Genomic DNA, 24,684 nt, shown 5'->3' on the forward strand with positions numbered 1-24,684 from the left:
TATGAGAATGTGCCATGAGGCACCTTGGACTATTACATCGTGCAACAACTTGCATAACTGCACAAGCACCTCAGGACCTTTACTTTGTGACTGCAAAGTCAAGAAAAAAATGCTTAAACTAGCTAAGTGCTTTGAGTGTAAACACTTTTGGTTATGTTTATATGATACAAATAGTCAAAATCGTAAACAGTTATGTATAAACAAAAGGCGCCCATAGGCGCCTTTTGTTTCATGATTTTTAGAATTATTTTGCTTGAGCTGATGCAGGAGCAGGGGCGTTAACTGGTGGTTGAGGGCGTTTTGGTTCAAAACGAAGGCTACAAGTACCTTCAATTGTTTTGTCGCCAAGTTGAACATTTATTGCTTGTCCGTTGGCCTTACCATCACATGCTTTTTGGATTTGTTCAAAGCGAGCTTGACGTTCTGCACGGTGTTGTTCCCATGCTGCTTTTTGCTCTGGTGTGAACTCACGATGTTTCATACGGTGGTGGCCTTCACGTGGGCCATCTTGCATCATTCCACGCTCTGGTTTAGGTGGTTGAGTCGTTGTTTGACACGCCGCTAAACTTCCCATTGTTACAATTGCCGCACTGAATAATGCAATTTTTGCCGTCATTTTCATATTTAAAGCCTTTTAATGTTGTGTTTACTCATGGCTTAAAGATTAGATAATAAAGATGTAGAAACAATGGAGAGTTTTTCTTTTCGTTGTTGGTTACAATGCCAAATATAGGGTAAAAATGAGAGAGTGCTTTTGAACGTTCTACGTGTTCCCATTGCATTACGGTTGTTTTTGACAGTCTTGCTCACCACATTGCTTATTGCGACTGCAAGCTTGAGCGTTTTGCACTGGACAATGCAAAAGAACTTTGCCAAATATGTGGCCGACGTTGAAATGCAGAAGCTCGACCGCCTTATTACCAATCTGGGCGATGTCTATACGGTGTACCATGATTGGGGAAATGCAATTCAGGCGCAGATTTTACAAATCGAAGGAACCGCGGCTCCTGATGACTACGATCGTCTCTCACAGTGGTGGCTTCGTCGCCAATATGATATTGCAATACAACAGCATTCTTTCGATGAACATGCTCTCATTAATATTTCACCTCAAGTTACGCCGACAAATAAAAATACTATTTTTAGTGATGAAGAACTTAGAACACTTGAGAAAAATTTACCCTCTCAATATCAACCCTTTGAAGGGTTAAGATTCCCCTTGAGTGCAAACCAGTTTCGTCCAAGTGATGATAAAAATAAGTCTAAGAAAGGGAGCTTAAAAGATATTGAAACTCAAAATGGTAAGAAGCGTTTTATTGCTTTGCCTGACCGTTTGGGTTTGAGTTCTCGTTTATCTTTATATGATGCACGTCACCAGTTTGTTGTAGGTGAGCCACCTTCTTCAGATCAGATGTCATTTCGCCCGATTATCTTAAATAATCAAGTGGTCGGATATTTAGGCTTGAAACCCGTTTTAGATAAAGAAGATGCTTTGAGTATTAATTTCTTTAGTAATCAAAAGCGCTATTTACTCTTAATTTATGCTTTAACCTTACTTTCAAGTTTAGTTGCGGCGCTATTGATGGCGACGTATTTTAAAAAACCGATTCAGCGTTTATTAAATGCAACCAATGAATTAACGAAAGGAAATTATCAACATCAAGTTGTTATTAAACGAAATGATGAGTTGGGCGATTTATCAACTCAATTGAACCATTTGGCAGAAATTTTACATCAGCATGAAGAGTCACGACGTCAATGGGTGGCAGACACTTCTCATGAGTTAAAAACGCCGTTAGCGGTATTGCAAGCGCAAATTGAAGCGATGCAAGACGGGATTCGAAAAGCAACACCTGAACATTTAGATGCGATGATGCGTCAGGTCTCAAGTCTGAAAAAATTGACCCAAGACCTTGCAGACTTGGCACAGGCAGATGCACAACAACTCAAGTGCTATTTGAGTTCTGTAAATCCATGGGAAGTGGTATTACAAGAGATTGAAAACTTTAAACCGAAACTTGAGCAGGCTGGTCTCGAAATTCAGGTTGAAGGAACAGGTTCTCCGCTATTATTAGACCGTGATCGCTTTAAACAGATTATTGTTAATTTAATTAGTAATAGTATTCGTTACACAGAAACAGGTGGCAAAATTCATATTCATACGACTCAAACTCCGCAAGAGTGGACGTTGTATGTTGATGACAGCCCATTTGGTTTAAACGATGAGCAGTTATCCCGTTTAGGTGAACGTTTCTATCGTGTAGATGATTCGCGTACGCGTAGTACAGGTGGAACAGGGCTTGGTTTAGCTTTGTCTTGTAAAATTGCGCAAGCACTGGGTGGTACACTCAGTTTTGAACATTCACCGCTAGGTGGTTTACGTTGTGTACTCACTTTTAAAAAGCAGAGTTAAATATAAAAGGAAAAATATCTCATGAAACATGTGATGTTGGTTGAAGATGAAGTCGAATTAGCGCATTTGGTGCGTGATTATCTTGAAGCTGCCGGTTTTGAAGTAAGTATGTTTCATGATGGTCAAGATGCGTATGCGAGTTTCCAGCAACGTAAACCTAATTTAATGGTTCTAGACTTAATGGTTCCACGAATGGATGGTTTGACCATTTGCCGTAAAGTTCGTGAACAGTCAGATTTACCAATTATTATGGTGACGGCTCGTACCGAAGAAATTGACCGTGTATTAGGTCTGAATATGGGCGCTGATGATTACGTATGTAAACCGTTTAGCCCAAAAGAGTTAGTTGCTCGTGTACAGGCAGTTTTACGCCGTTTAGAACGTAAGGCAGAGCCTGAACAAAATGATTCTTTCCGAATTGATAAAGCACAGCAAAGAATTTGGTATCAACAAAAATCGTTGAGTTTAACTCCTACAGAATTTCGTTTACTTGAGCTATTTTTAGAGCATCTAGGACAAGTCTATTCACGTGCACAATTATTAGATCATATTAATCCAGATAGTTTTGACGTTGCCGATCGTGTGATTGACAGTCATATCAAAAACTTGCGCCGAAAAATTAGTGAAGCGGCTGAAACTGGTAACCGCCATGAGTGGATTCAAGCAGTTTACGGTGTAGGTTACCGCTTCGAATATCCAGAAGAATAAGCACTCACAAAAGTTATTCTGTGGATAACCACAATGTTATCCACAGAAAATGTGGATAGTTTTAAAGATTTTATGGATAAATTATAATCTTTGTATGATTCGGCACGAATTGCCAAATCTCGTCTATATCTACATTTCTAACGGCTATACATCCTAAAGTCCAATCCTTATGTGGCATATAAGTCGAGCTAAAAGGTATAGGTAAAAAAGATTTTGGAACTGATCCATGAATCATGATATCTCCACCCGTTGGTTGATTATGTTGTTTGGCATAAGCAATATCTTTCGTATCGGGATAGGAAATATGCAAGGATTTATAGTACGCACTTTGTGAGTTGCGCCAGTCTATCGAATAAATCCCTTCAGGTGTTTTGCCATCATTTTCAAAGTGTTTATGTCCGTTAGGATTAAAGCCTAGACGAATAGGATAACGACGAATCACCTCATTATTATTTTTGAGGAGGAGTATGCGTTGATTTTTAAATACTTCAATTGAGGTGATGGGTTTGGTCTTGATTAGTTCTAAGATCTCTTCGGTTGAAAGAGCTTTATGGGATGATGTAAAAGTCGGTAAATATTTTTCATAATTATAAAAAGCGATTCCCAATGGAATCATGAGAAGTGTACAAATAATGATAGGTTTAATTTTCATATATTATTCTTTAATGTTTAAGAAACTCTCTAAGCTACCACTAAAGCGGCTTAAGAGAGTTTTAGTCTTTTAAAATATTAAGAAGAACAGCTGACTGCTATGTCTGGTACGTCACTTGGTAAAGGACCTAAATCTTGTGGCTGTTCAAGTTCTGGTTGTCTTGTATAAGGATTATTGAGTAACTTAAATAAGCGGTCTACTTCACTAAAATCATCTCGTTCAGCTGCTTCAATAGCACGTTGGGCCATGTGATTCCGTAAAATATAAATCGGATTTGATTGCTGCATGTTTGCATCAAGTTCATCAGTATCTTGATGTTCACGAATACTTTGATATTGGCTAAGAAACTCATCAAACTGTCGAATATCAAGGCAATCATCTCGTAGAATTTTATATTCTTTATTTTGAAGCCGGATAAAGCTCTGAGTGTAGTCTAGTTGTTCAGTTTGTAAGATTTTTAAAAAACTAAAACTACAATCAAGACTGTCTTTATGAAAATGAGGTAATCCCATTTTTTTACATAAACCAGTTGTGTAATGTTCCATGAAGGTTGGTTCAAATTGTTCTAAGCAGGCTGCTAACTCTTCTTTGAACTGATCCTTTTGTTCAGGTTCAGCAAGTGGAATCAAGTTGTTTAACCACGTCCATAAATTCCAATGGCCTATGCTTGGTTGGTTTTGATAAGTATAACGGCCTTGGTAATCTGAGTGGTTATTAATCCAGTTCGGACGGAAGCGCTCCATAAAACCATATGGACCAAAATCGAGTGTAGAACCAGTAATGTTGAGATTGTCTGTATTCATCACGCCATGAGCAAACCCAACCAACTGCCATTTAGCAATCATGATTGCTGTACGCTCAATTACCTTTTTAGCAAAGGATAAAATAGGATTCTCAGTTTCTAGACACTCAGGATAATGCCACTCAATACATTTCTGAGTAAACTCTGGCAGCAACTCTGGAGCGTATTGATTAATCCATTCAAAATGCCCTAAACGAATATGACATTCAGATGTTCTGAGTAGAATTGCACCTAACTCTAGTTTTTCACGCTGTACGCCTTGGGTCGACGTTGTAAAACCTACTGCATGACTAGAAGCGACTCCTAAAGCATTTAGAGCATGTCCTGCTAAATATTCGCGGACGACAGAACGCAACACTGCGCGTCCGTCTCCCATTCTTGAATAGGGTGTCGGGCCTGCACCTTTTAGATGTAGATCTATGGTTTGACCCTTTGTATTAAGTATTTGCGCAATCAATAAGCCACGACCATCACCGAGTTGTCCCGCCCATTGTCCGAATTGGTGGCCAGCATAGACCATAGCAAGAGAAGGAAATTCAGAGAAAGTACGCTGTCCACTACAGATTTCAACCCATGCATTTTTTTCGTCTTCTGACCATTGCAGCTCATCTGCCAAAGCAGTATTGAAATGACCTGCTTTTGCACCACGTAAAGGGGACGGCTGCTGAACATGGAATAATTTAGAAGGAAGTGAAGGGTAGAGCGGATTAAATTGCATGGGCTTGGCAAAATAGAGAGAGCGAATTTCACTATACCATAGTTAAAAAGCAGGCATAAAAATAGCTCCCGAAAGAGCTATTTTAGATCAGAATTTATTTTAGTCTGACACCACGTTGGTATTCTTTTTAACACTACGCATAAGTGTTTCTAAGCATTCACGGTGATGACTTAGACGGTGTTCAAGCAATTGAAAATCAACTTTAAGCTTATGATCCATTTTATGAATCTTTTCAGCCATTGCTGCTTTTTTCACTTGTAATTCTTTTTCTTTAAGTTTTGCCCAGTCATTTAAAGTATGGGTAAATGCTTCGTATTCTTGTGCAATACGTTGCTTCATTTGACTAATGTCAGCATTTACATCATGACCATAAATAGCAAGATCTTGTTCGGCATATTTAAACTTCATCGCCAGTTCTGCTTTTTTAATATTAAAGCTTGGAATACGACGTAAATTTTTAGCTAAACCAAGTTTAGAACAAGACCAAATCAACCATTTTGTTGGGTCATATTGCCACCATTTCACACCGTTACGATAATCGTATTGGAAGATATGGTGATAGTTGTGGTAACCCTCGCCCCAAGTGGCGATAGCTAACCAGAAATTATCACGTGCTGAGTTTTCGTCTGTATAAGGACGTTTACCCCACATATGACAAAGTGAATTAATAAAGAAAGTCACTTGATGGCTAATGATTAAGCGTAATAGACCACCTATGAGAATCACACCCCATAAATCGCCAGTTGCCCAACCAATTAGGCCTAAAATCCCAACATGAACTGCAACTACGAGTAAACCGTAGTATTTATGTTGGAACATAACTAATTTATCATTGAGCAAGTCAGGTGCATTTTTAAAGTCAGGCTCAGATGGTGAATGATCGCGAATCATCCAACCCATATGGGCATACCAAAAACCACGCTCAATTGAATACGGATCTTCATCAACATGATCAACATGTCGATGGTGAGTACGGTGACCAGATGCCCAGAACAAAATACTATTTTGTACGGCAAACGTTCCACCGATCATTAAAAGAATTTTAAGCGGTAACGACGCTTCGTAAGCTCGGTGAGCCCACAGGCGATGATAACCAGCAGTAATCCCCATACTACTTAGAGCTAAAAGAAAAAATAAGCTTACCCATGCGCTTACACTAAAATCATAATAATACGCGTAAATCGGGATTATTATTGCGGCAAGAATTGGTAAACCAATTAAGGTAATGCTAGCGGTCCAGTTAATTGGGGCTTTGAGTGGGGCGGAAGTCATATCCGGCAGCGCTCCTAGAATCCTTGTTAGACAAGGTACAAAGACAAAACGACATAGCAAAACCAATCATCAAGATATATTGCTATTCTATCCTTCATATTAACACGTGCTTAGTGAGAGTCACTAAGATTATTGTACAGATGTATTGAAAGAACGGTAACAGATTTAAACTATGTCACAGAGTTTTTCAAGTAGGAGAAGTTGTTTAATGAACGTACAACGATTGAAAAAAAAGAACAGCATTGATATTGCAAGAAAATTATCATTGAAGTGTGTCTTGGTCACAATCAGTCTTGTATTAGCAGCATGTCAAAGTGCACCCGATCAAAATACAAAAAAAGTTCAAACAAAAAAAACAGTTCATCATGTTCAATCGCCTGTTGTGAAAAAGAGAGTGAGTCCTGATGGCATTCAAGATATTGATTGGCAGATCACTCAGATCAGTGGCCATAAGGCAAAATTCTTTACACAGTGGCCAACTCTTTCTCTAAATTCTGCGATCAAAACCGTATCAGGCCATACTGGCTGTAACGGAGTTTTTGGTCGATATACATTTGATTTTAGCCAGCAAAAACTTGATATGCAGGTTAATGCAGGACATTTAAGTTGCGATGGTGCTTTAGCTCAAGAAGCAGAGCTGGTGGATGCTTTACAACGTATTCAACGCTTCCAGTTAGTGGGCAATACGTTATATCTGCTCGATCAGAGTGGACAACGCCTTATTCAGGCACAAAAGAAATAAAAGGTGGTTTTACCACCTTTTTTATATTTATAGAGCTTGTAACATTGTGGCTGGAATATCTGTAATTAGCCCTTGTACATCTAAATCCCTAAGCTTTTTTGCTCTTTCTACATCATTGACTGTCCAGACACTAATATTTAAGCCAGCCTGTTGTGAAAGCTGAATCATTTCATCTGTTGCGAGTTGATCGTGCCAGCCAATATGACAGCAACCATATTGATGAGCGAGTTCAATTGCGATTGCCCCTACTGGAAGCTCCACTAACAATCCACGTTTGAATTGAGAGTTTATATCGCGTAAGGCAGTTAAAATTTGAAGATCAAAGCTTGTTATGGTGACGACTTTCTCAAAACCTTGTAATTCGGCCTCAAGCTTTTGAACAATTTTTTCTGCTAAAACCATGTCTCTTACAGCTTTCACTTCGACTTCAATATGATCAAAGTTATCAAGTAATTTTAAAACGCCTGTGAGTGTTGGTGTTGGCTCTGAATTTGGCCAGTCAGGCCAGTTTTGACGATGATCAAATGACAACGCTTGAGCCAAACTAGATTGCTCAACAATTTGGTCGACTCCAGCTGTACGTAAAAAGTTGTCATCATGAATAATGACCAACTCTTGATCTTGAAGTTGACGAATATCAAATTCGACACCACGAATACCTAAGTCTTTTATGTGCTGAAAACCGCCTAATGTGTTTTCAGGAGCTTCTTTGCGTGCACCACGGTGACCAATAATGCGCATAATTTTCTTCTATCAAGTATTTTTAATGATGGTCTCTTCAAAAGAGTAGAGACCATGTTTAATCTAATCTATTTTTAAATCATCTCATTAATATTTTTTTGCCAAAGCACTTCTTGTCCACCTTCGGCACGTTGTAAAGCACGCGATGCAACAAACAACCAGTCAGACAGGCGGTTTAGAAGCTGGAGTGCTGTGGTTTGAATATTTTGATCACGTGTTTGTACTGACAGTAGAGATCGTTCTGCGCGGCGACAAATGGCACGGGCTTGATGGGCATAACTGCAAGTTAAAGAGCCTGAAGGTAAAATAAACTCTTTAAGCATGGGTAAGTCTTCATTCATACGGTCAATTTCTTTTTCAAGAAACTCAATACAAACAGGCTCAAGTAAATTGTAGTTTGGAATACAAACTTCTCCACCCAAGTCGAAAAGCCAATGTTGAACAAGGCTCAGACTTTTATCCCAATCTACTTTGTTGGCCACTTGACTAGCTGTGATTTGAGCACGAAGTACCCCAATAATTGCATTGAGTTCATCGACATCGCCAAGCGCTGCAACCCTTAAATCATCTTTGGCAACACGAGAGCCGTCGCCTAAACCTGTTGTACCTGAGTCGCCTGTGCGTGTATAGATTTTGCTTAAACGGTGTCCCATGATGGATATCCTGAACATAAAAAAGGGGATAATGTCGGTCAGAACATTACCCCGAAACTGGAGTTAAGAAAATATTTTTATAATTAAAGTGAGATGTTAATAACGGAAAGTGACCCCAACAGAAGCTTGGCGACCACCGTTGATATACCAATATTCAGGGGAGAATGAAGATTGAGCATTGTATGCCGTGTTATAACGTACATCACCGATATTCTGGATGTTCGTAAATAGCTTTATATTTGGATTCATATTCCAAAAAGCATTTAAATCAACAGTTGCATAACCTGGAACTTTAACCGAATTTTCAATATTTTGGGCGTTAGCTTTAGAGCGAGATACTAATGAAGCATTCACTCCATAAATATCATCATCATACCCAGCAGTTAAAGTATATGTCTGACGGGGACGATAAGGGACTTCTAGGTCTTTATCTTTATCCTTAGTTTCTACATAAGCGTATTCAGCATTAACAAAGATATTATCCTTAGCCCACTTTAAGCCTATTTCTCCACCTTTCATATCAGCTTTATTTAAGTTGATATATGTCGTTCTACCATTTATAGCGCCATAACTAATTAAATTTTTAACATCTGTATAATAACCAGAAAGATAGGCAGAAATACCATAATTAAATTTCTGATCTATACCAATTTCATATGACTTGCTTTCTTCAGGTTTTAGATCAGGGTTACTATAAAAATCATAGCCGTAAGAACCATATAAATGTTCAAGGGTTGGTGCTTTGAATGCAGTACCAATGTTAGTGTAGATACTTGTTAGAGGAGAGATTTGATAACGAATAGCAGCTTGTCCAACAGTGTGGGTACCAAACCAATCATTATCTTCAACTCGAACACCAACCTGAGTATGAATACCATTATCGTTATATTGATGTTGTAAATAATAGCCTGTAGAGCTGATATCTCTTACCGCTTCAGGAGATGAGCTAGCATCATATTTTGATCGATTGTATGTAACACCCCCTAAAATATTCTGATTTGGTACAAAATTCCATTTGGCATTTATGTCCCCTTCATCAGAGGTCGTATTAAAGTGGCTTTGATAAATTACTTGTTCGATTTTATCAAGATAATGAGAATAGCGTGCATTTAAGACCAAATCAGAAGAAGCCTTATAACTAGCCAGCCAATTTACTAGACGATTTTCAAAATTACGTTTTGCATTATTCGTTGAATAGTTCGTAGTATAGTTATTCGTACCTTGATTTTGGTCAATTGCTAAGCTTGTGTTAATTACATCATTACTATAACCAACTTTTGCATTATATCCTTTTTGGTCAAATGCTGCTTTTTCACTTTTATCTTGTATATTGATAATACTAGTACCATCAGTCTCCATCCGTTGACCACCGATACTTGCATAAAAACCACTGTCATCTACATAATCTGCATTTACAAGTGTCTTATAAGTACGGTTTTCACCATACACACCTGTTAAACTTGCTCCAGATTTTGTTGGATTGTTTGAAATTAGTTGTACTACACCACTAATAGCATCTGAACCATATTGAACAGAAGCTGGGCCTTTTAAAATTTCGATTTGGTCTACATCTGATAGGTTAATAAATTCAGGTGAAACAGGGCCTAAGCCGTTTTGAGTATTTAAGCGAGCACCATTTTTCAATAATAATGTCGAGCCCGTTTGTCCACCACGTAAAGATAGGTCTGTGAGTTGACCAACGCCACCAGATTGTTTTATATAAATAGACGCATCTTTTTGTAATACATCAGATAAATTTAAAACAGGGTTTTTTTCAATTTCTTGTTTAGAAATGACTGAAATACGCGCTGGAACTTCACTGGCTTTTTCAGCACTTTTTGAGGCAGTGATTACAATTGGATCGAGCTGAGTTGCGTTCGTTGTATCTTCAGCAAAAATAACAGGTGAACACCCCATCGCAATAGCGATAGCCCCTACCAGACGAGTAGGTTGAAAAGACTTAGACATAACATGCTCCATACATTCACCCCACGTGAATGATCGGGTAGATAAATGAAACAAGTAGGTCTCCGGACTTCAGCGCCATATTTAAGTTATGGACATATTCACCTTCCCACATTACTGCAGTGGTGTAAGTCGATCTCGACTTAAAAAATATGCTTTACATTGTTACCGTTGCGGGGGCAGTGCCGGACTTTCACCAGCTTCCCTAAAGCATTAATTGCTTACACTTGCTTCCAATTTTACGCAGTATAAAGTGGCGATTTACTTCATACAATGTCATTTAGCCCAATTCCCAGAGAACTTTTACGCAAGGGGCAAAAATTGCATTACAATGGCGCTTATTTTAAGAAATGGTTGTAGTTTAGGCAGATCATGAGCCCATCAAACCAAAAACGTACACGCGCAAAAATCTGTGGAATTACTCGCATTGAAGATGTTCAGACAGTTGTTGCTGCTGGAGCAGATGCGATAGGTTTTGTTTTTTTTCCGCCAAGTCCGAGACATGTGACAGTTGCACAGGTTCAAGAATTAGCAAAAGTAATTCCACCTTATGTACAAATGGTTGGTTTGTTTGTAAATGCAAGTGCCACTGAAATTCAGGATGTACTTGATTGTGTTCCCCTAGATGTATTACAACTACATGGAGATGAAACTCCAGAACAATGTCAGGAAATAGCTCGTCATTGTAAACGTCGCTGGTATAAAGCGATTCAGGTTAAACCTGATTTAGATGTAATTGCTGAAATTCAAAAATATCAGGCCGCTGGTGCCAGTGCTATATTGCTCGATGCGTGGCATCCTGAGCTTAAAGGGGGCACAGGACATCAGTTTGACTGGTCTAAATTCCCAAAACTTGATATTCCTTTAATCTTGGCAGGTGGTTTAACCCCTGACAATGTCATTGACGCTATTCATACTACCGGTGCTTTTGCAGTAGATGTGAGCGGAGGCGTAGAGTCCGCAAAAGGTATAAAAGACCAACAACTCATTGAACGATTTATGCAAGGAGTCCAACGTGGATCAGCAAAACAATGTGATTGACTATACACAGTACCCAGATGCTGCAGGGCATTTTGGTATCCATGGCGGACGTTTTGTGTCAGAAACTCTAATGGCGGCATTAGAAGATTTAGAAAATCTATATTCCCGCATGAAAAATGATGAACAGTTTCTGGCAGAATTCGACCGCGATCTCGCCTACTATGTAGGTCGTCCTAGTCCACTTTATTATGCTGAGCGATGGTCAAAAGAGTTAGGTGGTGCGCAAATTTACCTGAAACGTGAAGACTTGAACCATACAGGCTCACATAAGGTAAACAACACGATTGGTCAGGCGTTATTGGCAAAGCTTTCTGGTAAAAAACGTATTATTGCCGAGACTGGTGCTGGGCAACATGGTGTGGCAACAGCAACAATTGCAGCACGTTTAGGTCTTGAATGTGTTGTTTATATGGGTGCTGAAGACGTTAAGCGCCAAGCCATGAACGTTTATCGTATGCGTTTATTGGGCGCGACTGTTGTACCTGTACAAAGTGGTTCTAAAACGCTGAAAGATGCCATGAACGAAGCGATGCGTGACTGGGTAACCAATGTTGATAGTACTTACTATGTAATTGGTACAGTTGCAGGCCCACATCCATATCCTCAACTCGTTCGTGACTTCCAGTCGATTATTGGGCGTGAAGCACGCAAACAGATCTTGGAGCAAGCAGGTCGCCTACCAGATGCATTGGTTGCATGCGTGGGTGGCGGTTCAAATGCAATGGGCTTGTTCTATCCATTCTTAAACGATGCCAATGTGAAAATGTATGGTGTTGAAGCAGCTGGTTTTGGTATTGAAACTGGTAAACACTCTGCGCCGTTAAATGCCGGTCACGTTGGTGTGTTACATGGTAACCGTACTTACTTGATGAGTGATGAGCAAGGTCAGATTATTGAGACACATAGTATCTCAGCAGGTCTTGATTATCCGGGTGTTGGTCCTGAACATAGCTTCTTGAAAGATATGAAACGCGTAGAATACGTGCCGATTAATGATACAGAAGCTTTGCAAGGTTTCCGTGATTTAACCAAAATCGAAGGGATTATTCCTGCACTTGAAAGCTCTCATGCGATGGCATACGTTTCTAAGCTTGCACCAACAATGTCTAAAGATCAGATTATTATTGCGACTGTTTCAGGTCGTGGTGATAAAGATTTAATGACAGTTGCACGCATTGATGGCGTAGAAATGGTCGAGATGTAAGAGAACTATAATGCCAAGCTTGTTTATGGTGATGTTAGGTGGGTGTCATGCACGCGCTAATACAGAGGTTCATGATGTTGTCATGGCGGTAGGAGATACTTTGGAAGGAGTTTATCCTCAACTTAAACAGGCTTGGTTTGGTGAGGCTCAAGGATTACATATTGATGCTTGGGCCAAGTTCTCTGGTGTTAGCTCTCAAGAGCAAAATTATCAAATTCATTTTACAGATGCTGCTCCACAACCAGATGATTTAAAATTATATTTAATTAATCTGGGTGGATATAATGCTCGTGAATTCGGTGAACTTCACCGCTATGAGTTTGTAGTTGCACCAAACGCTGTCGTTGCAAAACAATTAGGTAAACAATTTATAGATCAAGAGTGGCAAAAAGCACACACAGATCGAGTCATTGATATTGATGACTGCTTAGCGATAGATTGTGTAGCAGGGCGCTATATTCATTTAATAAAAGGCGATTTTGCTGCAACAATTTGGGAAAATACGTATTTGACCGTGGTATAGGTCATTTGAAATCTAATATTCATATGGAAGTGGGTAAATGGATTTAATTCAAGAAAATGGACAGCCTCGCTACGGGCGTTTTGAATCTGTACCGTCAACCATTCATGTACAACATTATATTTATAAAACCCCTTATGGTAAGGTCTTAAAGGGCTGGCGTAAGCAATTAAAATATAAAAAATTTAAATTCTGCGGCATTCAACATAAACACTATAGTATTGGTCTGGCAATTGCAGATATCGGTTGGGTCGGGCACGGTTTTTTCTATATTTATGACCATGAAACCCAGCAAGTCATTGAGTGGAATGCAATTCAGCCTTTGGGGCATAAAACCTATCTTGATGAACAGCCATTGTTTAATCAAAGCTATTTTTCTAAATCGCCTTATCAGTTTGATATTCAGCATGCCAATGGTGTGCGGTACATTCGAGTGACCAAATATGGTGAGATCCAACTTAGCGCTCGTATTTTTTGTGCTGGGACCGATATATTAAGTTTATGTACACCGACAGGTATCAATGGTTGGACCTATACCCAAAAGCAGACCACGCTGGGTGTAGAGGGAATGTTTATTAATAAACAAAACCAAGTTGTACAATTTGATGAAAAGACTTTTGCATCTTTAGATGATACTTGTGGTTTTTTGCGCCCTGAAACAGCTTGGTTCTGGCTTTCATGTAATTTCTGGGATGAGCAAGGGCGGCGTATTGGTTTAAATTTGGCTTCAGGTGTTAATGAAAGCTTTGGTAATGAAAACTGCTTATGGATTAACGGAGTTTTATTTCCACTGACTGATGTTTTATTTGAAAAAGTAAATGATGAGCTTTGGCAAATTAGCTCTCTAGATCAAAAACTTAATCTACAGGTCCATATTGGTTGGTGCCGATACGAAAATATTAATTTAAGAATGATTGGAAGCCAGTTCAACCAGTGGCAAGCTAAAATTAGCGGCACGATTGAGCATGAGGCAACTGATATCATCAATTGCAATGAGCAATACGGTTTACTAGAACAACATTATGCAAAATGGTAACAAGCGGGTTATAAACCTGCTTGCCAAAATGCTTCACCAGCTGCAATAGGATCATTGGTCTTTTCGAGTGTTTCAATCCAGACTGGATATTGACGAATGACCGGATGCTGACTTGGATGAAAATCTTTTTTAAACCAATCTAAGTATTGGCTTTTCATAGCGGTTAATGTGCCATTTTTGCCGAAAAACCAAGGTAGACCCTTAAGGCTCATCAAGAGTCTTTCTCTAGAACTAAAGCCATCACATTTCAACATGATGTTGGTGCGATAAAGTGTAAAGCCAAACATCAATACTGTCGTAAGAACTAATACAAATCGACGAGTTGACTCAGGAACTTCACCTACTTGTTTCATGACATCAAAAGCAACATCACGGTGCTCCATTTCTTCAATCGCATGCCAAGCAAACAGTGCTCGAACATATGGGTGAGCATTTTCCAAAGTTTTTTTATTGCTATAAAACGTTTCTGCCATTAATGCCGTTAAATGTTCAGCTGCTGCTGTCATTGCAATATTGTATTGCGGTGAGCGTTTGGTGAGTTCAAAACGAAAAATTCTTTTTAGTGTAGCTGTGAATTGGTCAACAGGCATACCTTGTTCTTTCATGAGCTGATTCATTTTGTCATGAGCAATACCGTGTTGAGCTTCTTGTTTAATAAAGTCCACAACTCGTTTTTGTAGTTCTGGATCATCAATTTTGTCACGGAACATACGAACACATTCAATAAAATAACGCTCTCCATCAGGAAAGGTTAAGCTGAGTGCATCAAACATACGAGTCAAAAAAGGATCATTATTAAACCAAAAGCGAGGCGCTTCGTTTAAATGAAAATCTAGATCTTTACGAACCACTGGATCGACCTGATAACAAACATGTGCGTTCATATTTTTATTTCTCGCATCTAACTTGTTCACTAGTATGTCGTGACTGGTCGGCTTTGTTTTGACAGTTATTGCCAATTTTTATACAGTTTGCGACAAGGTGGCAGTAAAAAAAGGATGAGCCATGCAGGATTTTACGATTTCAAATGGTTATTTTTACCTTTGGAATACTTACTTAAAAGAAAGGGAAATAGACTGGCAGGCATTAAATCTGACGGATGTTCAGGCCCGACAAGTTCAAAATATTTTAGCTTCGTCTATCGATGCTCAATCTTCTTTAAATTTTTTTCTTGAGCTTTTAGAGCTAACCGAATCTCAGCTACAAGTTTCCAATTTAGCTTTGGAAATGGCTACTTGCATTACACCTGCCAATTTTGGTGTATTGGGCTATATGGCATCCCGAAGTGGCAGTTTTGCAGAGGTTCTTGAATATATTATGAAGTTTCATCGTCTGGTGATTGACGGTGAGCAAGTCGTACCTATGCAAATTGAGAAAGATGCTTCAAAAATTCGTTTGTATTGGCCGTTGGTTGATGACAGCAATATCATTCTTTGTGAATTGACCTTGGCAGCGATGGTACAGCTTGCTAAACAGATAGCCCCACTGCATGATTTTCTCTTGCAACAAGTTGAGTTCGTGCATCGGGTGCGTGGTCCGTTAGTGCACTATCAGCGTTTCTTTCAATGCAAATTATCATTTGAAAAACCTTACTATGCATTAACTTTTGCAAGTGAGGGACTAAGTATTCGTCCTCAGCATGCAGACCCAACCTTAATGCAACTTTTAGTGAAACAAGCAGAAGAAGCATTAGCTCAGCGTAAAATACATACAGATTTAGCTCAGCAAATACATTGGATCGTCCATGAATATTTTAAGCAAAGGCAGCAGGCCCCTAAAATAGAAGATATTGCCATCGAGTTGAATATTTCAGTACGAAGCTTGCAGCGCCAGCTACAGTCATTAAACACTTCATTTAAATTAATTTTAGATGCGGAGCGTATGAGGCGCTGTGAGATATTACTCAACCAAAATGCAAGCCTCACTTTAATTGCTGAACAATTGGGATATTCGGACCAGTCAGCACTTGCACGTGCCCATAAAAATTTGACAGGGCAAACCCTATTAGCAAGAAAAAGACAATTACAGCTAACAAATAAAAATGCAATAAAATAGCCTTCCTGTGGCGTTTTTCTATTCAGATGACGATCTAATAATGGCTCGAAAATAGGAAGCTTTGATCATTGAGAAAAGTTTCAAAATATTGATAAATGTACACCATGGGTTGTATGAATCATACAATCGAATATCGCCATAACGTTAGACCTGTTCAATGGACAAAAAATAGCGTTAAAATGCGATGTTCTTGTATTTCTACAAACAACTCCTCAATTTTAAATAATTCAAGGAAAGCACAACCCTATGTCACGTCTTGCCACCCGTTTTGAAAAGCTTAAGTCCCAACAACGTAAAGCGCTTGTATCTTATGTTATGGCGGGTGATCCACAACCGCAAGTAACAGTTCCGTTACTGCATAAAATGGTTGAGGCAGGAGTAGATGTCATTGAGCTTGGTTTACCATTTTCAGATCCAATGGCCGATGGTCCAGTAATTGCGCTTGCAGCTGAACGTGCGCTTGCAGCAGGGACTAACACATTAGATGCTCTTAATATGGTAAAGGAGTTCCGTGAACAGGATCAGGATACACCTGTTGTTTTAATGGGTTATCTAAATCCAGTTGAAGTGATTGGTTATGAGAAGTTTATTTCTCATGCGAAACAGTGTGGTGTAGATGGTTTATTGCTGGTGGATTTACCGCCAGAAGAGTCAAAAGAGTTTGCTGCTGTGTTGAAGCAACATGACATGGATCAAATTTTCTTACTCGCGCCAACTTCTACAGACCAACGTATTCAACATGTGGCAAATCAGGCAAGTGGATTTATCTACTATGTTTCACTCAAGGGTGTAACAGGAGCAGCAACACTAGATACAGCAGAAGCTGCTGCACGTATTCAAAAAATCAAAAATGCCACAGATATTCCAGTAGGCGTTGGTTTTGGTATTAGTGATGCCGCTTCAGCAAAAGCAATGGGTAGTGTTGCTGATGCTGTGATTGTAGGTAGTGCTTTCGTTAAAAATTTTGCAACGTTGGCAGCGGATGACGCTGTTGAACAGACGGTGAATAAAGTCAAGGAGCTTCGAGCAGCGCTCGATGAGTTAGTATGAATCAAGAAGTGAAATCAGGGAAAGTTCTTAGCCCTGCGACCCCATGGACAAAACGTCCGGTTCCAGGTATTGAAGTCGCAAATGAGCAACAAATTCTCAAAGCAACATTTACTGAGCCAACGATTGAATGCCCTGAATGTCATGCTCTAGTGACACGTACAGCAATCTCTTTCAATGCGTATGTTTGTCCACAGTGTGACGAACACTTACGTATGAAAGCTCGTGATCGTTTGAACTGGTTCTTCGACAATGTAGTAGCAGAATTAGGACAAGAGTTTAGCGCGAAAGATCCGTTAAAGTTTGTCGATACTAAGCCATATCCAGATCGTATGCGTGAAGCGCAAAGCAAAACTGGTGAAACAGAAGCTTTAATTGCAATGCAAGGCAATTTAAATGGCGTTGATTTGATTGCATGTGCTTTTGAGTTCGACTTTATGGGCGGCTCTATGGGTACTGTAGTGGGTGACCGTTTTGTTCAGGCTGCTGAACTTGCTATTGCAAAACGTCAACCATTGATCTGTTTCGCAGCTTCTGGTGGCGCACGTATGCAAGAAGGCATGTTGTCACTTATGCAAATGGCGCGTACTTCAGCGGCGATCCAAAGATTAAAAGATGCAGGCTTGCCTTATATCGTAGTGTTAACACATCCAGTGTATGGTGGTGTAACAGCTTCTTTAGCAATGTTGGGTGATATTCATATTGCTGAACCTAAAGCGATGATTGGCTTTGCTGGTAAACGTGTAATTGAGCAAACTGTACGTGAAACTCTAGAAGAACCGTTCCAACGTGCAGAATATTTGCTTGATCATGGTGTAATCGATCAGATTGTTCATCGTCATGCTTTACGTGATACTGTATCTCGACTTGTATCGAAATTGATGAACTTACCTTGAATCAACAAGCTCCACTTTCAATAGACTCTTTAGATACATGGCTCAATTATTGGAGCCATGTTCACGTTACAGGGATAGATCTTGGTCTGGAACGTGTAATTCCTGTTGCAGAAAAACTGGGTGTCACTCAGCCTACTGCTAAAGTTTTTACAGTGGCCGGAACGAATGGTAAAGGCTCAACTACGACCACACTGGCCGCGATATTAAACGCACAGGGTTATAAAGTTGGGTTATATCAGTCACCGCATATCTATCGCTTTAATGAGCGAGTTAAATTAGGTGGAGTTGAAGTCGATGATCAAAGTCTGATTGATGCTTTTGTTCAAGTCGATCAGGCTCGTCGCGATTGTGATTTAAGCTTATCTTTTTTTGAAGCAACCACTTTGGCTGCTTTTGTCATTTTTAAACAACAGCAATGCGATGTATGGGTACTCGAAGTCGGTTTGGGCGGGCGCTTAGATGTCGTCAATGTAATTGATCCCAACGTTGCAGTTATTACTAATATTGGCCTAGATCATACTGATTGGTTAGGCGATACGATTGAAAAAATTGCTTTTGAAAAAGCAGGAATTATTCGTCCACAAATTCCGGTTGTCTTTGCTGGCGAACAACTTTTACCTCAAGCAATTCAAGATAAAGCAGAAAGTACACAAGCAGACTTATATACCGTTAATCGTGATTATTTTTATAAACTCGCCGATGATGGACAAAACTGGTACTTTGCCTCTGAGGGAACCACTTTAAAGCTTCCTTTAGGTCATTTAGCCATTGAAAATATTGCAGGGGCGGTTGCTGCCATTTTAAATAGCGGACTTGAAGTTTCCCAGTCGGCATTAGAAAAAGGTATTCAATCTGCACGCTTAGCTGGGCGTTTTGAACAGCGTCAAGTTGAAGGAAAAACAGTAATTTTTGATGCCGGACATAATCCACATGGTGTTGAATTTTTGTTAAAGCAATTGCGAAATTTCTTAGAATACAATAAACAGTACACAGAAGTTGTCGCAGTATTTTCAATGCTGGCAGATAAAGATATAAAATCAGTAGTCGAGTTATTGAAACCTACTGTTTTACATTGGAAAATTGCTGAGTTGAATGTGCCGCGTGCTGCACCGATTCAGCAACTCAATGATGCCTTGCAAGGTCAGACAGTACAACAATATGGCAATATCAAAGAGGCATTTAAATCAGCGCTTGAGCAAACAAATAACAATCAGCTGATTTTGGCCTGTGGTTCGTTTCATACTTTAGAAGCGATTTGGGAGTATTTGGAAGAATGTCAATGAATAACAAACAACGCTGGATGGGTGGTGTTGTTTTACTGGGAGGTGGTGTTTTATTGGCAGCATTACTTCTAAAAGGAAATGAGGAAATAAAACAGGTTGAAGTTCAACCACCCGCATCCACATCGCCAAAAACTCAAACTAAGCCAAAGCAAGCAACTGAAGGCCAAATGGTACAACTACAACCTCTAGCGGTTGATGTTGAAACAGAAAAACGTTTGCTAGAAGAACAGCGCCGTTCACGTGAAAAAGCTGTTGCTGAACAAGAAGCACGTGCAGCAGAGTTTTTAGCAATGCAACAGCAAGCTGAAGCTGATGCTGCTCGTAAAGCAGCAGCAGAGTATGCTGCGATTAATGCACGTCGTACAGCAGCTCAAGAAAGTTCAGATAATATTCCACCAGAGTTAGTGGGCGAGGCGAAAGCTAAAAACCAGCAAACTAATGTGGCGAATAAAACAACTGATACTTCAAAAATAGATGCAGACAAAAAAGCAGCTGAAGCAAAACGCCAAGCAGAAGCTGATAAGAAAGCAGCTGAGGCAAAACGCCAAGCGGAAGCTGATAAGAAAGCAACTGAGGCAAAACGTCAGGCAGAAGCTGATAAGAAAACTGCTGAATCAAAACGCCAAGCAGAAGCAGATAAGAAAGCTGCTGAAGCAAAACGTCAGGCAGAAGCTGATAAAAAAGCGACTGAAGCAAAACACAAAGCAGAAGCTGATAAGAAAACATCAGAGGCTAAACGTAAAGCAGAAGCTGATAAAAAAGCTGATGCTGAGAAAGCGCGTGAACTGCTGGAAAATGGTGATAAAAAGTGGATGGTGCAAGTTGCATTAGCTGCTAACCAAGCAAATGCAGATTCAGTTGTTTCTAAATTACGAGCTAAAGGCTACAAGGTAACTACGAGTCAAACCAGCAAGGGAATCCGTATTATGGTTGGACCTGCGAAAGACCGTGATACTGCAGATGCAGCCCGTAAGAAAATTACTTCTGATTCAAGTTTAAACATGAAATCGGCTTGGGTCATTGATTGGGTGCCGCTTGATCAGCGATAACGGCTGATCATCCCCTAAATCAAATCAGGAACACTTACTTCAACGGCTTTATTCTTGTGAAGAAGTGTTCCATTCAATAGGGGGGGGGGCTTGAAGATGAATACAACGATCAAAATATTAGAACAATTTGTTTTTGCACAAGATTCAGGGATTAGCGCACTGTCTGGAGTTGCTTGCGTGGGGGATGATATTTATTTTGTTGGTGATAATCTCCCTTATTTATTAAGAATCAATCGAAACCAGAACATGGCCGATGCAACGGTCTTTGAAAAAATTCCGTTATTTGATTCTTCAGAGCAAATACCGCTAAGTGCATTAAGCAAAGAACAAAAGCCTGATTTTGAAGCTTTAACCTCTATAAGTTGGAACGGACAATCACAGCTTTTAGTGATGGGCTCGGGTTCTACAGAAAATCGAAAACGAGCATTACTCTATAACCCTGCCAATGATCAGGTCAGAACTTTCTTGGATGCGGTTGATTATGATTTTTTGCAGCATCAGGTTGAATTAACAGGCGGGGCTGATCTCAATATAGAAGCCGTATGTTCAGACCATCGTTATCTCTATATCTTTCAACGGGGTAACATAAATTTCCATCATGGGGTTTTAGTCTTTGATTTAATCAAAATTCAAGCAGGAAAATCCTTAGCAAATGCACTTATACATTCGCTCAAACTGAGCTTAGCTGAGCTTGATGGTTCAGCAAGTGGCATTTCAGATGCTTGTTTTTTAGTAGATAAAAATTTGATTGTTGCTACAGCTGCGGTCGAGCAAACACTCAATACCTATGATGACGGTGCTGTCTTGGGAAGTTTTATCTTGGTGTTTTCGCCTGATGGTAAAGCTTTAGCGGCTCATCTGATTCAAGGTGCGAAAGGACGAACACTGCCAATCAAGATTGAAGGGATTACTTGGTTCGAGTCGAGATCAGATGGCGAAGTCTTTTTATTAGTGACAGACAGCGATGGTGGGGATTCTGAAATTTTGAAGGTATTACTTAGCAATGCTGCTTTGGGGAAATCATAAAGTTAAATCATATTTTTGATGATCATCTATCTTTAAATGTATGTTTTTCGATGTAATTGATAAAAATGAAAACAATAAATAAGTTGGTGATTGAGCCAACTTATTTGCCTAATAATCATGTTTGCATACAAAAGAAATTCAGTCTTTAGCTGCTGGAATCCGACAGTTGCTGTTGAATCCATTTTACATTTTCAGGTGTAAATAAACCGTCAATGTTCTTCCATATAATATGGTAGCCATAACCACCTTCTTTCATTTCTTTAACTGCATCATCAATTGCCCAATTTTCAAAAATAATGCGATACATCGCAACACTCGCTCCTGTACGATCTGAACCATGGTAGCAATGCAATAAAACACGTTGATTATTCTGTTTGGCAATTTTGATTTGCTGCATGACTTTTAAAAGGTCTTGTCGGTTAATTGCCCAAGTGTTGATAGGAATGTGAACAAGATTAAACTTTTCATTTTTAAAAACTAAAGTATCTGCATCTTTGGCCCTTAAATTAATAATCGTTCCAATTTGATGGTTCTTTAATTCTGAAATCATTGCAGCATTAGGTTGTTCACTGCGAAAAACATCGTTACTCACTTGATAAAAATTATGACTTTGAGAGACTAAAGTACCCCAGTCTTTTGGCCTATCTTCATAGGTAATACTTTCATGTTGCATACATCCTTGTAAATTTATGCAGATGACAAGTGTGATGAGCGATAATTTTTTCATGTTTGATACCGGTTAAGCTCATAAGGATCATGAGCACAAATTATTTCAATCGTTGGCTCATGTTGAGCTAAATGCTGTAAGCGTTTGAGATTAACAAGGCGTTTCTCATTATCTTCTGCAAATGTTTTTTCCAGCAAACTAAGTGATCTTAATTTATTTTTAGGGTTTAACTCTAGGTGTGAGTAGTATGCATCTCCACAAAATAATAACCATTGATTTTGTTGCTTTATGGCAATGCCACAATGGCCAGCTGAGTGACCCAACAGCGGTACCATTAAAATTTCATCTTGAAAAATAGGAAAGCCTTTTACTTTTTCGAGGTTAAACCATGCTTCACCTTGCTGATATTCAACAAAGTTCCAGTAACGATGGTCTTTATATTGATTGGTTCTATAGCGAAGTTTGCCCTTAAAATTTGGAAGTTGGGCCGCGTTATATTCTGCCGCTAAAACATGGACAGTGGCATGGGGAAAATCTGAAATTCCACCTGCATGATCAAAATCAAGATGAGTGACAAAGATATGCTGTACATCCTTAGGATTAAACCCGAGTTTTTGGATTTGCTGAATGGCACTAAACTCAAGGTTAGGCTCAATTTTGCCTAAACGTTTAACTAATGAGCCTAGGCGTTGTTTCATATGTAAATAATCTTGCAAGCCAAAGCCTGTATCAATAAGCACTAAGCCTCGATCAGTTTCAACCAGAAGACAATGACAGATTACTTCAGCTCGAAAGCCTTTTTGTCCAAAGAGTGGGGCACAAACTGGGCACATGCTGCCACACTTTAAATGATGAATTTTATAGATCATGATTTTTATTTTTTATACCGAATCGCTTCGAGTTATAACTGATCTGAGCAGAAAAAACCATGTGTATTCAATACATAAATAAAAAGCCATCGCGTTGGATGACTTTTCAAGGTGAGGGTATTTACTTATTTTGCTTAAGATTTACTACGGGCTTGGCTTATTGAAATTTTCTGATGCTTGCCTGCGCGCTTCGCTTGTCTTACAGGGAATCTTTCAGGTGCCTGCCTACGCGCTTCGCTTGTCTTGTAGCGAACTTTTCAAATGCTTGCCTACGCACTTCGTTTGTCTTGCACTTCGATTAAAGCCTTTTTAAAAGGCTTTAATCTTGCTCAGGCTGTGGTGTTAGGCGTAAATATGGTTTAACCGCTGTATAGCCTTTAGGGAAGCGTTGCTTAATTTCTTCTTCGTCTTTCAAAGAAGGAACAATCACAACATCTTCGCCTTGTTGCCAGTTCGCTGGTGTAGCGACTTTATGCTTATCAGTTAATTGTAATGAATCCACGACACGTAAGACTTCGTTAAAGTTACGACCAGTTGAAGCAGGGTAGGTAATAATTAAACGAACTTTTTTGTTCGGATCAATAATGACCAAAGAACGAACGGTAAGTGTTTCACTAGCATTTGGATGAATAAAGCCATAGAGCTCAGATACTTTACGGTCTTTGTCAGCAATAATGGGAAAATTAACCGTAGTATTTTGAGTTTCGTTAATGTCGTTAATCCAGCCTTTATGCGATTCTACGTCATCTACAGATAAGGCAATCGCTTTGACATTACGTTTTTCAAACTCATCTTTTAATTTCGCTGTATAGCCTAATTCTGTTGTACATACAGGTGTATAGTCAGCTGGATGTGAAAATAAGATTCCCCAACTATCACCTAAAAAATCATAAAAATGAATAGTGCCTTCGCTCGATTCTTGTTGAAAATCGGGGGCAGTGTCTCCTAATCGTAGTGTCATGATATTTCCTCAATTGCTCATAATTTGTTATTCGATTGAATGAATATGCAGCATTTACTTTATGATTAAAATTATTGTTTTTGTATTTTATTATGAACTTTTGATATAAATGTAAATATATATGACTAAAACTCATTATTTTATGTGCTTAATCAATGTAACTTTAAGGTAAATTTGCTAAATTAGATTTCTCGGAAGTTATGCTTAATAGATGAGCGTTAATGCTACGTTTTTAGGTGCAAGGCGCATTACGGGGGACTAGATGAATGATAAAACCATTCGTCTAACTATCAGATTTTTTTTAGGGGTTTTGTGCAAACCCCTTGTACTTCAAATTTCTGGCACCATAATAAACGACTGAGAA

Annotated in this window: 24 protein-coding genes and 1 riboswitch; of the genes, 13 read left to right on the forward strand and 11 right to left on the reverse strand. The window is 39.2% G+C overall.

Annotated features, from left to right (window positions below; genetic code table 11):
* Positions 1 to 244: 244 nt before the first annotated feature.
* On the reverse strand, positions 245 to 622 hold the full coding sequence (locus NL42_RS04905; protein ID WP_461311956.1) for a hypothetical protein: 378 nt from the start codon (positions 620 to 622) through the stop codon (positions 245 to 247).
* 132 nt (positions 623 to 754) lie between these two features.
* Here NL42_RS04905 and baeS point away from each other — a divergent pair, with 132 nt between their 5' ends.
* Positions 755 to 2,413 carry a sensor histidine kinase efflux regulator BaeS gene (gene baeS, locus NL42_RS04910; protein WP_461311957.1) on the forward strand — a complete coding sequence of 553 codons (1,659 nt, stop codon included), beginning with the start codon at positions 755 to 757 and terminating at the stop codon, positions 2,411 to 2,413.
* 21 nt (positions 2,414 to 2,434) lie between these two features.
* The gene (locus NL42_RS04915) at positions 2,435 to 3,121 is read left to right on the forward strand and encodes a response regulator (protein ID WP_461311958.1); all 687 of its coding nucleotides are present in this window, start codon (positions 2,435 to 2,437) and stop codon (positions 3,119 to 3,121) included.
* Between the two features lie 70 nt (positions 3,122 to 3,191).
* Here the strand turns inward: NL42_RS04915 and NL42_RS04920 are convergent, their stop codons facing one another.
* The 3 genes from NL42_RS04920 to NL42_RS04930 all read right to left on the reverse strand — a co-directional run bounded on the left by NL42_RS04920 (position 3,192) and on the right by NL42_RS04930 (position 6,565).
* Complete coding sequence (locus NL42_RS04920; protein ID WP_461311959.1) at positions 3,192 to 3,773, reverse strand: L,D-transpeptidase family protein; 582 nt, start codon at positions 3,771 to 3,773, stop codon at positions 3,192 to 3,194.
* Between the two features lie 77 nt (positions 3,774 to 3,850).
* On the reverse strand, positions 3,851 to 5,293 hold the full coding sequence (locus NL42_RS04925) for a protein adenylyltransferase SelO (protein WP_461311960.1): 1,443 nt from the start codon (positions 5,291 to 5,293) through the stop codon (positions 3,851 to 3,853).
* Positions 5,294 to 5,392: 99 nt separating this feature from the next.
* Positions 5,393 to 6,565, reverse strand: coding sequence for an acyl-CoA desaturase (locus NL42_RS04930; protein WP_461311961.1), 1,173 nt, complete (start codon positions 6,563 to 6,565; stop codon positions 5,393 to 5,395).
* Positions 6,566 to 6,773: 208 nt separating this feature from the next.
* On the opposite strand from NL42_RS04930, the gene NL42_RS04935 reads away from it, so the two are divergent.
* On the forward strand, positions 6,774 to 7,307 hold the full coding sequence (locus NL42_RS04935; protein WP_461311962.1) for an META domain-containing protein: 534 nt from the start codon (positions 6,774 to 6,776) through the stop codon (positions 7,305 to 7,307).
* A gap of 27 nt (positions 7,308 to 7,334) precedes the next feature.
* Here NL42_RS04935 and NL42_RS04940 read toward each other — a convergent pair whose 3' ends face one another.
* From NL42_RS04940 to NL42_RS04950, 3 genes are all read right to left on the reverse strand, one after another.
* Positions 7,335 to 8,048 (reverse strand): glycerophosphodiester phosphodiesterase, encoded by a 714-nt coding sequence (locus NL42_RS04940; RefSeq protein ID WP_461311963.1) that lies wholly within the window; start codon positions 8,046 to 8,048, stop codon positions 7,335 to 7,337.
* 74 nt (positions 8,049 to 8,122) lie between these two features.
* Positions 8,123 to 8,701: a cob(I)yrinic acid a,c-diamide adenosyltransferase gene (locus tag NL42_RS04945; protein ID WP_461311964.1), complete on the reverse strand. Its 579-nt coding sequence runs from the start codon at positions 8,699 to 8,701 to the stop codon at positions 8,123 to 8,125.
* Between the two features lie 96 nt (positions 8,702 to 8,797).
* Positions 8,798 to 10,669, reverse strand: coding sequence for a TonB-dependent receptor plug domain-containing protein (locus NL42_RS04950; RefSeq protein WP_461311965.1), 1,872 nt, complete (start codon positions 10,667 to 10,669; stop codon positions 8,798 to 8,800).
* A gap of 36 nt (positions 10,670 to 10,705) precedes the next feature.
* Positions 10,706 to 10,912, reverse strand: a riboswitch (cobalamin riboswitch).
* Positions 10,913 to 11,038: 126 nt separating this feature from the next.
* Between NL42_RS04950 and NL42_RS04955 the strand changes: the two genes are divergently transcribed.
* The 4 genes from NL42_RS04955 to NL42_RS04970 are packed head-to-tail and all read left to right on the forward strand — an operon-like array spanning position 11,039 to position 14,467.
* Positions 11,039 to 11,707, forward strand: coding sequence for a phosphoribosylanthranilate isomerase (locus NL42_RS04955; RefSeq protein ID WP_461311966.1), 669 nt, complete (start codon positions 11,039 to 11,041; stop codon positions 11,705 to 11,707).
* On the forward strand, positions 11,682 to 12,911 hold the full coding sequence (gene trpB, locus NL42_RS04960; protein WP_003655197.1) for a tryptophan synthase subunit beta: 1,230 nt from the start codon (positions 11,682 to 11,684) through the stop codon (positions 12,909 to 12,911). Before NL42_RS04955 ends, trpB begins: the two co-directional genes overlap by 26 nt.
* A 10-nt stretch (positions 12,912 to 12,921) precedes the next feature.
* Positions 12,922 to 13,434, forward strand: coding sequence for a DUF1543 domain-containing protein (locus NL42_RS04965; RefSeq protein ID WP_461311967.1), 513 nt, complete (start codon positions 12,922 to 12,924; stop codon positions 13,432 to 13,434).
* Between the two features lie 37 nt (positions 13,435 to 13,471).
* Entirely contained in the window at positions 13,472 to 14,467 is a 996-nt protein-coding gene (locus NL42_RS04970; RefSeq protein ID WP_198307077.1) for a DUF2804 domain-containing protein, read from the forward strand.
* Positions 14,468 to 14,475: 8 nt separating this feature from the next.
* Here the strand turns inward: NL42_RS04970 and NL42_RS04975 are convergent, their stop codons facing one another.
* Positions 14,476 to 15,351, reverse strand: a complete 876-nt coding sequence (locus NL42_RS04975; RefSeq protein WP_461311968.1) for a metal-dependent hydrolase — start codon at positions 15,349 to 15,351, stop codon at positions 14,476 to 14,478.
* A gap of 121 nt (positions 15,352 to 15,472) precedes the next feature.
* On the opposite strand from NL42_RS04975, the gene NL42_RS04980 reads away from it, so the two are divergent.
* The 6 genes from NL42_RS04980 (at position 15,473) to NL42_RS05005 (ending at position 21,823) form a co-directional block, all read left to right on the forward strand.
* Positions 15,473 to 16,522 carry an AraC family transcriptional regulator gene (locus tag NL42_RS04980; RefSeq protein ID WP_461311969.1) on the forward strand — a complete coding sequence of 350 codons (1,050 nt, stop codon included), beginning with the start codon at positions 15,473 to 15,475 and terminating at the stop codon, positions 16,520 to 16,522.
* A gap of 246 nt (positions 16,523 to 16,768) precedes the next feature.
* Positions 16,769 to 17,572, forward strand: coding sequence for a tryptophan synthase subunit alpha (gene trpA / locus NL42_RS04985; protein ID WP_016137188.1), 804 nt, complete (start codon positions 16,769 to 16,771; stop codon positions 17,570 to 17,572).
* Positions 17,569 to 18,465 carry an acetyl-CoA carboxylase, carboxyltransferase subunit beta gene (accD, locus tag NL42_RS04990; protein ID WP_016137187.1) on the forward strand — a complete coding sequence of 299 codons (897 nt, stop codon included), beginning with the start codon at positions 17,569 to 17,571 and terminating at the stop codon, positions 18,463 to 18,465. The genes trpA and accD overlap by 4 nt, the downstream gene beginning before the upstream one ends.
* Positions 18,462 to 19,748, forward strand: coding sequence for a bifunctional tetrahydrofolate synthase/dihydrofolate synthase (gene folC, locus NL42_RS04995; protein WP_461311970.1), 1,287 nt, complete (start codon positions 18,462 to 18,464; stop codon positions 19,746 to 19,748). The genes accD and folC overlap by 4 nt, the downstream gene beginning before the upstream one ends.
* Entirely contained in the window at positions 19,739 to 20,797 is a 1,059-nt protein-coding gene (locus tag NL42_RS05000) for an SPOR domain-containing protein (protein ID WP_461311971.1), read from the forward strand. Before folC ends, NL42_RS05000 begins: the two co-directional genes overlap by 10 nt.
* Positions 20,798 to 20,893: 96 nt before the next feature.
* Positions 20,894 to 21,823 (forward strand): DUF6929 family protein, encoded by a 930-nt coding sequence (locus tag NL42_RS05005; RefSeq protein ID WP_461311972.1) that lies wholly within the window; start codon positions 20,894 to 20,896, stop codon positions 21,821 to 21,823.
* A gap of 145 nt (positions 21,824 to 21,968) precedes the next feature.
* Here the strand turns inward: NL42_RS05005 and NL42_RS05010 are convergent, their stop codons facing one another.
* From NL42_RS05010 to NL42_RS05020, 3 genes are all read right to left on the reverse strand, one after another.
* Complete coding sequence (locus tag NL42_RS05010) at positions 21,969 to 22,550, reverse strand: dual specificity protein phosphatase family protein (protein WP_461311973.1); 582 nt, start codon at positions 22,548 to 22,550, stop codon at positions 21,969 to 21,971.
* On the reverse strand, positions 22,547 to 23,359 hold the full coding sequence (locus NL42_RS05015; RefSeq protein ID WP_461311974.1) for an MBL fold metallo-hydrolase: 813 nt from the start codon (positions 23,357 to 23,359) through the stop codon (positions 22,547 to 22,549). The genes NL42_RS05010 and NL42_RS05015 overlap by 4 nt, the downstream gene beginning before the upstream one ends.
* Before the next feature lie 319 nt (positions 23,360 to 23,678).
* Positions 23,679 to 24,320, reverse strand: a complete 642-nt coding sequence (locus NL42_RS05020) for a peroxiredoxin (protein WP_461311975.1) — start codon at positions 24,318 to 24,320, stop codon at positions 23,679 to 23,681.
* Positions 24,321 to 24,684 lie beyond the last annotated feature (364 nt).

It is taken from the genome of Acinetobacter sp. GN11, from assembly GCF_054823985.1.

Excerpts from the sequence above, each read along its gene's own strand:
- accD (WP_016137187.1), top strand. The coding sequence starts at position 17,569 with ATGAATCAAGAAGTGAAATCAGGGAAAGTTCTTAGCCCTGCGACCCCA.
- NL42_RS04940 (WP_461311963.1), bottom strand. The coding sequence starts at position 8,048 with ATGCGCATTATTGGTCACCGTGGTGCACGCAAAGAAGCTCCTGAAAAC.
- NL42_RS05000 (WP_461311971.1), top strand. The coding sequence starts at position 19,739 with ATGTCAATGAATAACAAACAACGCTGGATGGGTGGTGTTGTTTTACTG.
- trpA (WP_016137188.1), top strand. The coding sequence starts at position 16,769 with ATGTCACGTCTTGCCACCCGTTTTGAAAAGCTTAAGTCCCAACAACGT.
- NL42_RS04915 (WP_461311958.1), top strand. The coding sequence starts at position 2,435 with ATGAAACATGTGATGTTGGTTGAAGATGAAGTCGAATTAGCGCATTTG.
- NL42_RS04925 (WP_461311960.1), bottom strand. The coding sequence starts at position 5,293 with ATGCAATTTAATCCGCTCTACCCTTCACTTCCTTCTAAATTATTCCAT.
- NL42_RS05015 (WP_461311974.1), bottom strand. The coding sequence starts at position 23,359 with ATGATCTATAAAATTCATCATTTAAAGTGTGGCAGCATGTGCCCAGTT.
- NL42_RS04950 (WP_461311965.1), bottom strand. The coding sequence starts at position 10,669 with ATGTCTAAGTCTTTTCAACCTACTCGTCTGGTAGGGGCTATCGCTATT.
- NL42_RS04970 (WP_198307077.1), top strand. The coding sequence starts at position 13,472 with ATGGATTTAATTCAAGAAAATGGACAGCCTCGCTACGGGCGTTTTGAA.
- NL42_RS05020 (WP_461311975.1), bottom strand. The coding sequence starts at position 24,320 with ATGACACTACGATTAGGAGACACTGCCCCCGATTTTCAACAAGAATCG.
- NL42_RS04955 (WP_461311966.1), top strand. The coding sequence starts at position 11,039 with ATGAGCCCATCAAACCAAAAACGTACACGCGCAAAAATCTGTGGAATT.
- NL42_RS04945 (WP_461311964.1), bottom strand. The coding sequence starts at position 8,701 with ATGGGACACCGTTTAAGCAAAATCTATACACGCACAGGCGACTCAGGT.
- NL42_RS04965 (WP_461311967.1), top strand. The coding sequence starts at position 12,922 with ATGCCAAGCTTGTTTATGGTGATGTTAGGTGGGTGTCATGCACGCGCT.
- NL42_RS04980 (WP_461311969.1), top strand. The coding sequence starts at position 15,473 with ATGCAGGATTTTACGATTTCAAATGGTTATTTTTACCTTTGGAATACT.
- NL42_RS04930 (WP_461311961.1), bottom strand. The coding sequence starts at position 6,565 with ATGACTTCCGCCCCACTCAAAGCCCCAATTAACTGGACCGCTAGCATT.
- NL42_RS04905 (WP_461311956.1), bottom strand. The coding sequence starts at position 622 with ATGAAAATGACGGCAAAAATTGCATTATTCAGTGCGGCAATTGTAACA.
- NL42_RS05010 (WP_461311973.1), bottom strand. The coding sequence starts at position 22,550 with ATGAAAAAATTATCGCTCATCACACTTGTCATCTGCATAAATTTACAA.
- NL42_RS04920 (WP_461311959.1), bottom strand. The coding sequence starts at position 3,773 with ATGAAAATTAAACCTATCATTATTTGTACACTTCTCATGATTCCATTG.
- NL42_RS04975 (WP_461311968.1), bottom strand. The coding sequence starts at position 15,351 with ATGAACGCACATGTTTGTTATCAGGTCGATCCAGTGGTTCGTAAAGAT.
- NL42_RS04935 (WP_461311962.1), top strand. The coding sequence starts at position 6,774 with ATGAACGTACAACGATTGAAAAAAAAGAACAGCATTGATATTGCAAGA.
- NL42_RS05005 (WP_461311972.1), top strand. The coding sequence starts at position 20,894 with ATGAATACAACGATCAAAATATTAGAACAATTTGTTTTTGCACAAGAT.